The sequence below is a fragment of the Micromonospora carbonacea genome (assembly GCF_014205165.1).
GTDB lineage: Bacteria > Actinomycetota > Actinomycetes > Mycobacteriales > Micromonosporaceae > Micromonospora > Micromonospora carbonacea.
Genome location: NZ_JACHMZ010000001.1, coordinates 7,169,626 through 7,181,737, shown reverse-complemented (window position 1 = coordinate 7,181,737; position 12,112 = coordinate 7,169,626). Strand labels below are relative to the sequence as shown.

Annotated in this window: 10 protein-coding genes; 4 read left to right on the top strand and 6 right to left on the bottom strand. The window is 75.6% G+C overall.

Annotated elements, in window-relative coordinates; genetic code table 11:
* Positions 1 to 33 precede the first annotated feature (33 nt).
* From HDA31_RS30235 to HDA31_RS30225, 3 genes are all read right to left on the bottom strand, one after another.
* Complete coding sequence (locus HDA31_RS30235; RefSeq protein WP_074478141.1) at positions 34 to 1,170, bottom strand: T3SS (YopN, CesT) and YbjN peptide-binding chaperone 1; 1,137 nt, start codon at positions 1,168 to 1,170, stop codon at positions 34 to 36.
* 192 nt (positions 1,171 to 1,362) lie between these two features.
* Positions 1,363 to 1,617 (bottom strand): DUF6457 domain-containing protein, encoded by a 255-nt coding sequence (locus HDA31_RS30230; protein ID WP_074478143.1) that lies wholly within the window; start codon positions 1,615 to 1,617, stop codon positions 1,363 to 1,365.
* Positions 1,614 to 2,303, bottom strand: a complete 690-nt coding sequence (locus tag HDA31_RS30225; RefSeq protein ID WP_376701477.1) for an NTP transferase domain-containing protein — start codon at positions 2,301 to 2,303, stop codon at positions 1,614 to 1,616. The genes HDA31_RS30230 and HDA31_RS30225 overlap by 4 nt, the downstream gene beginning before the upstream one ends.
* Positions 2,304 to 2,436: 133 nt before the next feature.
* Here HDA31_RS30225 and HDA31_RS30220 point away from each other — a divergent pair, with 133 nt between their 5' ends.
* Positions 2,437 to 5,349: a helix-turn-helix transcriptional regulator gene (locus HDA31_RS30220; RefSeq protein ID WP_178066944.1), complete on the top strand. Its 2,913-nt coding sequence runs from the start codon at positions 2,437 to 2,439 to the stop codon at positions 5,347 to 5,349.
* Here HDA31_RS30220 and HDA31_RS30215 read toward each other — a convergent pair.
* From HDA31_RS30215 to HDA31_RS30205, 3 genes are all read right to left on the bottom strand, one after another.
* Positions 5,336 to 5,896, bottom strand: coding sequence for a flavin reductase family protein (locus HDA31_RS30215; RefSeq protein WP_178066945.1), 561 nt, complete (start codon positions 5,894 to 5,896; stop codon positions 5,336 to 5,338). The genes HDA31_RS30220 and HDA31_RS30215 overlap by 14 nt on opposite strands.
* Positions 5,893 to 8,004, bottom strand: coding sequence for a tetratricopeptide repeat protein (locus HDA31_RS30210; protein WP_178066946.1), 2,112 nt, complete (start codon positions 8,002 to 8,004; stop codon positions 5,893 to 5,895). The genes HDA31_RS30215 and HDA31_RS30210 overlap by 4 nt, the downstream gene beginning before the upstream one ends.
* A gap of 73 nt (positions 8,005 to 8,077) precedes the next feature.
* Complete coding sequence (locus HDA31_RS30205; RefSeq protein WP_178066947.1) at positions 8,078 to 9,268, bottom strand: hypothetical protein; 1,191 nt, start codon at positions 9,266 to 9,268, stop codon at positions 8,078 to 8,080.
* Positions 9,269 to 9,622: 354 nt separating this feature from the next.
* On the opposite strand from HDA31_RS30205, the gene HDA31_RS30200 reads away from it, so the two are divergent.
* From HDA31_RS30200 to fdhD, 3 genes are all read left to right on the top strand, one after another.
* The gene (locus tag HDA31_RS30200; RefSeq protein ID WP_221486723.1) at positions 9,623 to 10,228 is read left to right on the top strand and encodes a flavoprotein; all 606 of its coding nucleotides are present in this window, start codon (positions 9,623 to 9,625) and stop codon (positions 10,226 to 10,228) included.
* A 111-nt stretch (positions 10,229 to 10,339) separates the two neighbouring features.
* Entirely contained in the window at positions 10,340 to 10,792 is a 453-nt protein-coding gene (locus HDA31_RS30195; protein WP_219824974.1) for a hypothetical protein, read from the top strand.
* A 371-nt stretch (positions 10,793 to 11,163) separates the two neighbouring features.
* Complete coding sequence (fdhD, locus tag HDA31_RS30190) at positions 11,164 to 12,045, top strand: formate dehydrogenase accessory sulfurtransferase FdhD (protein WP_178066949.1); 882 nt, start codon at positions 11,164 to 11,166, stop codon at positions 12,043 to 12,045.
* The last annotated feature ends 67 nt before the right edge of the window (positions 12,046 to 12,112 follow it).

The window sequence follows — 12,112 nt, the reverse complement described above, 5'->3', positions numbered from 1 at the left end:
CGCCGCCTCGGGGCTGCCGGCGGCCGGCCGGCCTCAGAGGTACATGCCGGTGCGGTGCTCGCCCTGGTCCCGCCGGCCGGGCTTGTCGCCCTCGCCGAAGAACCGCTTCCCGCCGAACTCGCCGTGCAGCCGGTCGTCCAGCTCGTCGGCGAGGCCGGTCATCACCTGCACGGCCAGCATCAGGTGGGTGGCCTGGAAGTCGCGGCCGAACACCGGGATGGACGCCCACACCGTGTCGTCGGCGCAGTAGAGCCGCCCGATCGGCATCCGGTTGGTCAGCTCGGACAGCTTCACGTAGAGCCGCTCGGTGGGCTCGACCTCCGTGAGCACCGGCGAGAAGACGTCGACCAGCGGTGGATTGTCGCGGACCCGGACGAAGACCATCGCCGACCCGGCCCGGATGTTGATGTCGCCGTCGGAGTCGACCTGCAACTTGTCGGAGTCGGACTTGAGCATGGCGGAGACCACGGTCCGCACCTGCTCGGCCAGGGCCAGCACGTCGGTGCGCGGCCCCTGGGCGGCGGCCAGCGCCTCGTCGAGGTCCGCCTCGACGTCCTGGTCCGGGCCGAACTCGCTGCGCGCGGTGCCCAGCGGCTCCACCGGCACGGGCCCGCCCTCGGCGTCGTGCACCAGGTAGACCAGGAACGCCGGGTGCGGTGCCCCGTAGACGTCCCGCAGGGTGCGGGAGAGCAGGGCGGCCAGCCGGGTCGCCTCGGCGGTGTCGCCGGTGAGGCCGAAGTTCTCGCCGGAGCCCTCGACCACCCCGGGCGGCGACCAGCCGAGCGCCACCATGTCGGCGACGGCCGCCCGGTCCAGCCGGTAGCCCTGCGGGAGGGTCGCGTTGCCGACGGCCCACGCGGAGAGCCGGCCGTCGTCGGCGAGGTCGATGCTGATGGAGTAGATGGCGTCGCCCGTGCCGGAGGCGGTGGGGTCGAGGGTCAGCTCGACGTGCGTGCCGGCGGGCAGCTCTTGCAGCCGCTCGGCGAGGGCCCGGGCGAACTCGCGCCATGCCTGGGTCACCTTCGCCCGCAGGTCGGCCGTGGTCGGCTCGTCCAGCAGGATCGACTCGTGCTGGTGCTCCGACGGGCCGCCGGACGCCGACGGACCGCCGTGCTCCGGGGGGCCGCCGGGCGGGTCCGAGGCCGGCGTCGAGGGGTGGCCTACCGTCATGATCGCCTCCGTCCGTTGCGATCACCCTACCCAGCTCGCCCGGAACCCGGATCGGGCCGGACCGGGATCGGACACCGTTGCCCGGGGCAGCCGTCGGCCCGGGACCGTCGGGCCGGGGTCCGGCCGTCGGGCCGGGGTCCGGCCGTCGGGCCGGGGTCCGGCGCAGCCGTCAGGCCGGGGCCACCACGGCTGTCAGGCCGGGGGCCGGTCGCCCAGCTCGACCGGCCAACCGCCGGCCAGCGCGCCGAGCCGGTCGGCCGCCACGGCCGGGTCGGCCCCGCGCCCCACGGCCAGCCCCAGCAGGTACGCGGAGACCGGCGCCCCCGGCCGCAGCACCTGGTGCGCGACGTCCCGGGCCAGGTCGAGCACGACCGCCACCGGCACCTCGGCGGGGTCGAGGCCCAGCTCCGCGCAGGCCGCCGTCACCCAGTCCTCCAGCACCGTCATCGTGTCCACTCCTCCGCCCGGCGTACGTCCTCGTCAGTGTCGCAGTCGAACCAGGGCGGCGGGCCCGTCCCGGACCAGGGCACGTCGCGCACCGTCAACCCGGCGAGCAGGGCCCGCACCGCCGCGCCGTCGAGCGAGCCGCCCCGGGCGGCGGCGAGGCGACCGAGCGCGGCCCGCAGTGGCGCGACCCGCCACATCCCGCAGAGCTGCTGCCGCCGGCCGTCGCCGTCGACGAGGCACACCCCGTCCACGGCCGGATCGGCGAGGTGCTCGCGCAGCAGGTGCACCGCGTCCCGGGTGAGCAGGGGAAGATCGGCGGCGAGCAGCGCCACGGCCGTCGTGCCGGCGGGCAGCAGGGACACGCCCGCAGCGGCGGCGGCCACCGGCCCGCCGCCCGGGGGGCGTTCCCGGGTCGACCGGACGCCCGGCGGCACCGGTCCGGCCGGGCCCACCACGATCCGGACGTCGGCGTCGGCGACGGCGTCGAGCACCCGGTCGCGCATCGACCGGCCGCCCACCGGCACGCCGGGCTTGTCCACGCCGCCCATCCGGCGCGCGGCCCCGCCCGCCAGCACGACCGCCGCCCAGTCCCCCACGCGGTCACCGTACCGCCAGGTGGGGCCGTGGGAGCATGTCGCGCAGTCGACAGGCGAAGCGCCGGAGGTCGATCCGGCGGGCCTGTAAATCTTGTTACTTACTTCCTAGAGTGACGGCTCAGGAACGTTACGTTCCGATGTCCGCCCCACTCCTCGGGTCCGGCCGGTCACGACCGCTCCTTCAGCCGGGCGGGACGTTCTTCGAGGTGGACGGAAGGTGCACATGTCAGCAGGTGACCACCACCCGGAGCTGCCCGTGCTGGTCGGCCGGGACTCCGAGCATGCGCTGCTGCGCGAGGCGCTGGAGCAGGCCCGCGCGGGTTGCGGCGGAGCGATCTTCCTGGTCGGCGGCGACGGCCTGGGGAAGTCCCGGCTGACGTTGGAGGCGACGCACCACGGGCGGCAGGCCGGCATGGCGGTGCTGTTGGGCCGTGCCGGCTCGACCGGCCGGGCCGTGGCGCTGCGCCCCCTGACCGAGGCGCTCGCCCCCCTGTCCCGCACCGGGCCCGTCCTCGAACACGCGAGCCTGCGGCCCTACCGGTCCGCCCTCGGCCGGCTCATCCCCGTGGACCTGGCGGCGGGTGCGGCGGGTTCCCCGTCGCCCGTGCTGCTCGCCGAGGCGGTGCTGCGGCTGCTCTCGGTCACGGGGGCCGGGCGGGGCTGCCTGCTCGCCCTGGAGGATCTGCACGACACCGACCCGGCGACCCTGGCCGTGGTGGAGTACCTGGCCGACAACCTCGCCGACCAGGGCACGCTGCTGCTGGCCACCCTCCGCGCCGAGCCGGGGCCGGCGTGGGACCTGGCGCAGGCCCTGGGCCGACGGTACAGCGGCACGGTCCTGCGCCTCGGACCGCTGGGCCGGCACGCCGTACGCCTGCTGGTGGCGTCCCGGCTGGGCCTCGACGCCGAGCGGATAGCGGAGCCGGTCCTCGACCGGCTCTGCCGCGACAGCGCCGGCAACCCGTTCCTGGCTGCGGAACTGCTCCGCGCCATGCTGGACAGCGGCAACCTGGTGGTGCAGGCCGACGGGTGCCGGCTGGTCGACGGCGTACGCACCGAGGTGCCGACGACCGTGCGGCGCAGCGTCACCGACCAGGCCGAACGACTCGGCCCCGCCGGGCGGCACCTGCTCACCGCCGCGGCCGTGATCGGCGGGCGGTTCCCGGTCTCCGTGCTCGGCCTGGCGCTGAAGATGGGGCAGGACGACCTGCTCGGGCACCTGCGCGCGGCGGTCACTGCCGGCCTCGTCACCGCCGAGGGCGGCGACCACGACTGGTACGCGTTCCACACCACCACCACCGCTGTCGCCCTGCTCGGCCAGCTCACCCCCACCGACCAGGCCACTCTCGCGGATCAGGCGGTGGACGCGGTGAACGAGCTGCACCCGGGCCTGCCCGGGGAGTGGTGCCGGTTCACGGCCAGGCTCACCCGGCTGGCGGGCGACGTGCCGGGCGCCGTACGGCTGCTCGCCCTCGCCGGCCGTCGGGACCTCAACGCCGGGCGGCTCGGGTCGGCCGCCGCGACCCTCGACGAAGCGTGGCGGCTGGCGACGGCGGGCGTCGACGTCGCACTGCGCGCCGACGTGCTGCACGAGCTGCTGTGCGCGCTGCTGGAGAGCGGCGAGGCCGGGCGCGGGCTGCGGCTGCTCGACAGCCTCGACGACCTGTGCCACCCGGCGGTCCCGCCCGAGCGGCTGGCGGCCGTGCACGTCCTGTTCGCCAGGCTCGCCCTGCTCGCCGGGCGGCGCGCCGACGCCGCCGCGCAGCTCGAATCCGCCCGGACGCTGCTCGGTCCCGGTGCGTCCGAGCGGCAGACCGCGCCGGTCGACGCCGTCGCCGCACACCTGGGCCTGGACGCCCCGGGGCGGGCCACCCGGCTCGCCACGCGCGCCGCCGCGGCGGCGGAGAGCGCCGGGCTGCCCGGCGTCGCCTGCCTCGGCTGGCAGGCGCGGGGCGTGCTGGCCCGCCGGACCGGGCCGGAGGGGGCCCAGCCCTGCTTCACCCGGATGCGCCGGATCGCCGAGCGGCACCACCTGCCGCTGTGGCGCACCCGGGCCGCCGTCCTGCTCGCCGAGCAGCGGTGGCTGCTGACCGGGGACGCCGACGGGCTGGCCCGCGGCGCGGAACGGGCCCGGCAGCTCGGTGCCCACGCGCTGCGCCACACGGTCGAGGTCCGGCTCGCCTGGGACCTCGCCCTGCGGGCCGAGTACGCCGAGGCCGAGCGGCTCGTCGGGGAGTGCGCGGCCGAGGCGCAGCGGCTCGGGCTGGGCGAGTCCGGGCCGCTGCTGTCGCTCGTCCGGGCCGTCTGCGCGGGGCACCGCGGGCGACGGCACGAGCTGGACGCGGTGCTGGCGGGCCTGCCGGGCGACGGCGGGGAGGCGGCGGCCCTCGCGTACGGCATGGCCGGGGCGGTGTGCGCGCTGCTGGAGGAGGACCCGGTGCGGGCGCGCCGGGAGCTGGACCGGGCGGCGGCGTACGACGCCGGCTGTCCCGCGCCCTATCCGCTCGCCGGCCAGCACGGGCTGGCCCTGCTGCTGGCCGTGCTGCGCGGCGACGCCGACGGGGTGCGCTGCGGCGACGCCGGTGGCACGCCCGCCGGGCGGCTGCACTGGAACCGGCAGTTCGCCCTGCTGGCGAGGGCGGTGCTGCTGGGTCGGCGGGGCGACCGGGAGGCCGCCGGCGCGACGGTGGCGGCCCTCCGCCGGGCCCCTGCCCACCCGGTCGCGCTCCACCTCGGGCTGCGGCTCGTCGCACCCTGTGCGCACGCCGACCGGTGGGGTGAGCCGGTCGACTGGCTGCGCGGCGCGGAGGAGTACTTCCGGCTGGCGGGGGTGCCGGCGCCGGCCCGCGCCTGCCGGGCCCAGCTACGCGACCTCGGGGTGGTGGTGCCGCACCGGCGCACCGGGAGCCGGGTCCCGCAGCCGCTGCGGATGATCGGCGTGACCGAGCGGGAGTACGAGGTGCTCCAGCTGATGGCGGACTGGTCCGACAACCGGCGCATCGCCAGCGAGCTGTTCATCTCGCCGCGCACCGTGGAGAAGCACGTGGCGAGCCTGATCGCCAAGACCGAGCAGGCCAACCGGGCGGCGCTGAGCCGCTACGCCGCCCGGGTCCGCGAGCAGGTCAGGCCGGACTGACCGTCCGGTAGCGGCCGCCGAGGAAGACGGCGGGGTCGGCGTCGCCCGTGGCCTCGCACCAGTACGGAGTGCCGAGCACCAGCACGTGGTCGGCGGCGGCGATCAGCTGGGTCACCGCGCACACGGCCGCCGCCATCGCCCCGTCGAGCAGCGGCATCCCGTCGAGGACGCGGTACGCCACCCCGGCGAACCGGTCCTCGACGACGCCGGTGGCGAACCGGTCGGCCAGCACGCGCTGCCGGCGGCCCAGCAGGTTCACCGCGAAACCGCCCTCGGCGGTGATCGCGGCGAGGGTGCGGCTGGTCCGGGCCAGCGAGACGAGCAGCAGCGGCGGACGCAGCGACACGGACGTGAACGCGTTGACGGTGCAGCCGACGGGGTGCCCGGCCGCGCGACTGGTGACCACCGCCACGCCGGTGGCCCAGTTCCGCATGAACTCGCGCAGCTCCGGCCCACCGACCGGGACGGCCCGGTCCGGCCCCGGGCCGCCGGCGGGGACGGCCCGGTCCCGTTCGGTCGTCGCGCGGTGGGGGACCGTGGTGGTCATCGCGCGCCGGCCAGGTCCGGCCGCCCGACCGCCCCGCCGGGCCCGCCGGCGACGGTTCCGTCGAGTTCCGCCTGGCAGCGGGCGCGCCGGCCGATCAGCTCCGCCCGGTCCGCGCCGGGCAGCTCCAGGGCCCGGTCGTAGTCGGCGACCGCCTCCGCCCACCGGCCGGCCGCCTCGTGGACGAACCCCCGGTTGTAGAGCAGGTCCGGATTGTCGCCGTCCGCCGCGAGCGCGGCCGTGAGGTCGGCGACGGCCCTGCCGTGGTCCCCGCCGTCGAACGCGAGGGCGGCCCGGCTGGCCAGCGCGGCGACCAGCCCCGGGTCGGCCGCCAGCGCCTCGTCGAGGTAGCGGCGGGCGTCCGCCTCCGCCCCGTCGGCCAGCGCCAGCACGCCCCGCAGGTGCAGCAGCCGGGCCTCGGCGGGGTGCCGCCGCAGCCCCTCCTCGACGTGCGGGCGGGCGGCGTCGACGGCCCCGTCGTCGAGCAGCAGGCTGACCAGGTTCACCCGGGCGTCGAGCTGGTCGGGCTCCAGCTCCACCACGTAGCCGAAGTCGGCGATCGCCCCGGCCGCGTCGCCCAGCTCGGCCTTGAGGTCCGCCCGGTTGTAGTACAGCTCGAAGAACGGCGGCGACAGGCTGATCGCCGTGTCGCAGTCGGCCACCGCGCCGGTGAGGTCGCCGAGCCGCCGCCGCACGTCGGCCCGGTCGAAGTAGTAGTCGGCGTAGTTCGGGTCCAGCTCGATGACCCGGGTCAGGTCGACCAGGGCCTCCTCCAGCCGGCCCAGGGCCAGGTACGCCTTGCCCCGGTTGTGCACCAGCACCGAGCGGTGCAGCCGGTGCTTGTCGCCGGGCAGCTCCCGGTCGAGCCGGTCGAGCCCGTCGTCGACCAGCCGCAGCGCCGCCGCCACCCGGCCGAGCCGCATCTCGATCAGCGCCAGCCCGTTGTTCTGGAACACCGAGTGGAAGGCGCGCTTCTGCGGGTCGGGCAGGAGCGAGGCGATCGCGATGGAGTTGTTGATGTAGCCCCGGGCCAGGTGGTGATCCTTCAGCTCCTCGGGATGAAAACGGGTGTAGAGCATGGCCAGCGCGTACCCGGTGGACATCTGCAACTCGGGGTCCGCGTAGCGGCTGCGCAGGTCGAGGTACGTCGGCTCCGCCTCGACGGTGCGGCCGAGCACCACCATGGCCGAGCTCGCCCGCGTGCTGAGCAGCCAGAACCGCTCCATCTGCGTGTCCGGGTCGACGACCGCCCGGCCGCGGGTCCCGTAGTCGATCACCGCGTGGTAGTAGCCCAGCGCGCCGCAGTGCCGTGCCGCCTCGTACAACGCCTCCGCGCCGGCCCCGGCGGGGTCGCTGCCCCGCTCCAGGTGCCAGGGGATCGCGCCGAGCTCCAGGCTCCACTCGCCCCGCTCGCGCAGCAGCGCGGCGCGCGCGTCGTGCAGCGCCGTCCGCGCCTGCGGATCGGCCCGCCGGTACGCGGCCGACTCCGCCGGGTCGGTGGAGGTGCCGTCGGCGTCGACGTACGCCCGCAGCAGCTCCTCCGGCCCGCGCCCGGCCGGGCCGACGGCCCGGGGCAGCTCCGGCAGCCGGTCGGCGTACCGGTCGAGGGCGCCGGTCAGCTCGGGCTCCAGCGGTGCGCCGTCGGTGCCGACGAGCACCCGCACCACGTCGGGTCGCACCCGTCGCAGGAAGATGGCCAGGAACTCCTGGTCGGTGGGGTCCGCCTGGTCCACCCGGTCGAACGCGAGCCGCAGCGGGAGGCGGCCGGCGCGGGTGGCGTGGCCGGCGAGGAACTCCGTCGCGCCGTGGGCCAGCCGGCGGGTGCGGTTGGCCGGGTAGATCCGGGTCCGCTCCTCGGGCACCGCCAGCGAGGTGAGCGTCTCGGGGGCCGCGTCGAGCGTCCCGCGCAGCTCCGGGGCCGCCGACAGGATCTCGGTCAGGTGCCGCTGCACGAGGTCGGGCCAGCGTTCGTACGCCTGCGGCACGAGCTGCCGCAGCACGCTGCCCAGCCCGGTGTAGGGGCCACGCAGGCCCCGGTGGCAGTCGACCGCGAGATCGACCTGCTCGCCGTCGACCGGCGCCGGCCCGATCCGCCATTGGTGTGCAGTCATGCCGTTGCTCCTCGCTTGGGTGGGGCCTTGGTTCGCGGTGGGGTGTCGGAGGGGAGGCGGCCGGGCGGGGCCCTCAGCCGGCCGGCGTCGGCTCCGTGGCGGGGGCGGCCCGCCGTCGGGTACGCCCGGCGAGCAGCGGCAGCAGCACGATCTCGAACGTGACCAGCAGCAGCGAGCCGACCGAGTCCCAGAAGCCGGGGCCGGTGGGCGAGCCGTGCGCCAGGGCGGTGAAGACCCGGGAGGCGAACTCCAGCACCAGCGGCGCGGTCCACAGCGTGACGGTGATCAGCAGCGCCGCCACTCCCCCGCAGGTGATCAGCGCGAACCAGGGGGCGAGCTGCCGGTCGCGCGGGGACCAGTCGTCGTCGGGCCGCCCGGCGGGGCGCACCCCGGGCAGCCAGGCGAGCCGGTCGCGCAGCCAGGCGCGGCTCACCTCGTCCAGGTTGGTGCAGCCCAGCGCCGTGGTCGCCACGTAGTAGAGGTCGGTGCGCAGGAAGACGTAGCACTGCCAGGACATCCGCAGGAGCACCGTGTACGCCACCGCCAGCGCGAGCCGCCCCGGCCAGGACAGGCCGTCGGACAGGCCGGCCCAGGCCACGAGCACCAGCGCGCCGAAGAGCACCGCGTCGGCCAGCAGCCCGGCCAGCATCGGCAGGTAGCGCTGCCGGGCCGGCACGGTGAGCAGGGCGTCCAGCTCGGTCTCGACCACCGCGTAGTAGAGCCGGCGGCCGACCCGCAGCTTCGTCGGCAGGCCGAGCCGGCGGGCGGCGAGCAGGTGGTACCACTCGTGCCACAGGATCGCCGGTGACTGGCACAGGGCCAGCCCGAGCTGCACGGCCAGCAGCGACGGGACGAAGAAGACGTTCGAGGCGTGCGGCCGCAGCTCCGGCCGGGACACCATGGCCACGGCGGCGGCGACCACGATCAGCGCGTACGCCACCCAGGCCGGCGGCGAGAAGGCGGCCCGGCCGAGGCGGCGGAAGCGTACCTCCGGCGCGGTGGCCGGCGGTTCCCCGTCGGCGCGGACGAAGCCGAGTTCGCGCAGCGTGTCGACGAAGTCGGCCATGTCGACGGGCTCGCCGAAGGTGTGCCGGTACCACTGCTCGGCCTCACCGACCGGCATCCCGTCGGCGAGCCGGCGCAGCAGCGCGACACCGTCCTCGGGCAGCAGGGCGAAGGACGTGGCGTCGACCCGGCCGACCGTCACCCCGTCCCGCTCCGGCACGTAGGTGAGCGGATGGAACTCCAGGCGGGTGCTTGACATCGCTCCTCCAGCGCGTGGACCGGGCCTTGCGGGTGGGGCCTCCCAGGGTCGACCCGGCGACGGCCGTCCCGGCTCGGGGGCCGGGACGGCCGGACCGGTCAGCAGCAGTCGGTGCAGTACAGCGGCGCCGACGTGGTGAGCTTGATGGAGCCCGTCTTGCGGATCGTGATCTTCTTCATTCCCGTTCACCTCCTCGGCCGGCTGGTCGTTGGGGCGGCCGGCTGAGGACGAACCTGCCAGCCGGGCGCGGCCGGCGGCATGGGGGACGACCCCCAAACTCCCGCCTGTGGGCGGGGGCGAAGATGGGGTCGTTCCCCCATGTCCCCGGCGTCCCCGCGCCGCGACGCTGTCCGGATGCGAGACGACGCGCTTTCGGTGATCATCTGCGGCTCCAGCGCCGCCATGGCCACCTCCGGTTACCTCTCCTGGCTGCGCCAGGAGATCGACCTGCCGCTGCGGGTGCTGCTCACCGCCAGCGCCGAGCGGTTCGTGCAGCCCCAGGTCGCCGCCTGGTACGCCGACGAGGTGTACGCCAGCGGCGACCCCGCGCTGAACCCGACCGAGTTCGCCCGGCGCTCGCTCGGCATCGTGGTCCTGCCGGCGACCGCCGGCACGATCGCCGCCGCGGCGCTCGGCCTGGCCGGCACCCCCGCGCAGACCGCCCTGCTGGCCAGCGAACGCCCGGCGATCTTCTTCCCGAGCATGAACAGGTCGATGTGGACGAAGAAGACCACCCAGGGGCACGTGGAGACGCTGCGCGACGGGGGCCACACCGTCGTCGAACCGCAGGAGCGGGTGATCTTCGAGCTGTGGCGACGCGAGAACGCCGTCGGCATCGCCATGCCCCCGCCGGACGCGGTCGCCGAACTCGTGGCGAGCTGGCTGGAGAGCGTCCTGGCCGGTGAGGCCGAGGCCCCCTCCGCCGAGGCGGAGGAACCGACCGGCAACCAGAATCATTAGGAAAAGTCAATGTTAAATGCGCGTCCCACCAAAATCGGACGCCCCGCTAGGCTCCAGCCTCAGTTCCATCTCTATCGGAGCCGAGAGGGGATCGACATGAGAATCACCCGGATGGCCGCGCGATTCACGGCCGTCGCAAGCACCGTTCTCGGGCTGAGCCTGGCTACGGCCGGCCCCGCCGCAGCCACGGAAGCCGGCTCCTGGCGTGCCTACGGCAACACCAACCCGATCACCTCCAGCCCCAGCACGTGGCATTGCGCCAGCACCAAGACGGTGGTCACCGACGTGCTCGCGCAGGTCTGCGCGATCAGGTCCTCGGGCGGGGGAGCCGTCCAGGCGGCGGTCATCGTGCGCAACAACCGCTCCAGCCTCTACTCCGTGACAGCGGCGATGGACCTGTACACCTCCTCGGGCGGCTACCTGGGCGACTGGGTCTGCTCGTCGTCGGGGGTCGGGGCGAACTCGTGGTCGGTCTGCTTCGGGCGGACCCTCACCCAGAGCAGCCCGGTCAACTCGGTCGGAGCGGCCAACGGTGTGGGCCTCGGCAAGTCATCGAACGTCTGACCCGAACCTCGAGGTCCGTCGAGGCGCTGGCCGCCGTGCAGGCTGGTGGATCAGCCGCCCACGGTCTGCGCGTCGGCGGTGACGGTGATGCCCTCCGCGAAGCGGACGATCTGGTCGTCGCCGAGGCCCAGCGCCGCCGGGACCTGCACCGGGCTGTCACGAACTCGGTGAACTCGCGATCCCGTTCGGAAGGCCGCTTCACAGGCCACCCACCTCTTCTCGTCCCCGCTTGCCACTCGGACACCCCTGCTACGGGATCGCCGCCGGATCCGTTGCATCCCCGGCGGCGAGCGCCGCCGCCACCGCCGCGGGCATCCCCGGCGGCCAGGGTCCGCGCCTCGCCACGGCGGCCGGTCGGGCAGGATGGCGGGATGGGACGGGCGACTGACCGGCGGAACGTGCTACGGATCGACCTCGACGCCGCCGAGCCGGCCCGCGTCGCGACCCGCCGGCCGGACAGCCTCTCCGTCGAGGAGCCGTTGGAGATCCGGGTCGGGCCGGGCGGGCCGGGGCGGCGGCGGCCGCTGGCGGTCACCATGCGCACCCCGGGCGACGACCTGGACCTGGCGATCGGCTTCCTGCTCACCGAAGGGCTGATCCGCGGCGACGCGGACGTGCGCACCGCCCAGCTCTGCGCCGGCCCGGACACCCCGAACACGTACAACGTGGTCGACGTGGTGCTCGCCCCCGGCGTGCCCGAGCCGGCCGCCGACCCGACCCGCAACTTCTACACCACCAGCTCCTGCGGGGTCTGCGGCAAGGCCAGCATCGACGCGGTGCGCACCCGTTCCCCGTACGCCGTCGCGGACGACCCGCTCACCGTGCCGGCCGCCCTGCTGGCCGAGCTGCCGGAGCGGCTGCGCGCCGCCCAGCGCCACTTCGACCGCACCGGCGGGCTGCACGCGGCCGGCCTGTTCACCGGCGACGGGGAACTGGTGGTGCTGCGCGAGGACGTCGGCCGGCACAACGCCGTCGACAAGGTCGTCGGGTGGGCCGTCCGGCAGGGCCGCCTGCCGCTGGCCGGGCACCTGCTGCTGGTCTCCGGGCGGGCGAGCTTCGAGCTGACCCAGAAGGCGTGGATGGCCGGGGTGCCGCTGCTCGCGGCGGTCTCCGCCCCCAGCACCCTGGCCGGCGACCTGGCCGAGGAGGCGGGCATGACCCTCGTCGGCTTCCTGCGCGGCCGGACCATGAACGTCTACACGGGCGCCCACCGCATCGGGCCGCCGGGGCAGGCCGACGCCGGCAGGGCCTGATCGGCATCGCCGGCGTCGGCCGGTTACTCACCGGTTGTTATGGCGATGCTCACGCCACTGTGGATAC

What these genes read in the sequence shown, in the direction of transcription:
- HDA31_RS30235 (WP_074478141.1), bottom strand. Translation starts at nt 1,170, where the DNA reads ATGACGGTAGGCCACCCCTCGACGCCGGCCTCGGACCCGCCCGGCGGC.
- HDA31_RS30230 (WP_074478143.1), bottom strand. Translation starts at nt 1,617, where the DNA reads ATGACGGTGCTGGAGGACTGGGTGACGGCGGCCTGCGCGGAGCTGGGC.
- HDA31_RS30220 (WP_178066944.1), top strand. Translation starts at nt 2,437, where the DNA reads ATGTCAGCAGGTGACCACCACCCGGAGCTGCCCGTGCTGGTCGGCCGG.
- HDA31_RS30215 (WP_178066945.1), bottom strand. Translation starts at nt 5,896, where the DNA reads ATGACCACCACGGTCCCCCACCGCGCGACGACCGAACGGGACCGGGCC.
- HDA31_RS30210 (WP_178066946.1), bottom strand. Translation starts at nt 8,004, where the DNA reads ATGACTGCACACCAATGGCGGATCGGGCCGGCGCCGGTCGACGGCGAG.
- HDA31_RS30205 (WP_178066947.1), bottom strand. Translation starts at nt 9,268, where the DNA reads ATGTCAAGCACCCGCCTGGAGTTCCATCCGCTCACCTACGTGCCGGAG.
- HDA31_RS30200 (WP_221486723.1), top strand. Translation starts at nt 9,623, where the DNA reads ATGCGAGACGACGCGCTTTCGGTGATCATCTGCGGCTCCAGCGCCGCC.
- HDA31_RS30195 (WP_219824974.1), top strand. Translation starts at nt 10,340, where the DNA reads ATGGCCGCGCGATTCACGGCCGTCGCAAGCACCGTTCTCGGGCTGAGC.
- fdhD (WP_178066949.1), top strand. Translation starts at nt 11,164, where the DNA reads ATGGGACGGGCGACTGACCGGCGGAACGTGCTACGGATCGACCTCGAC.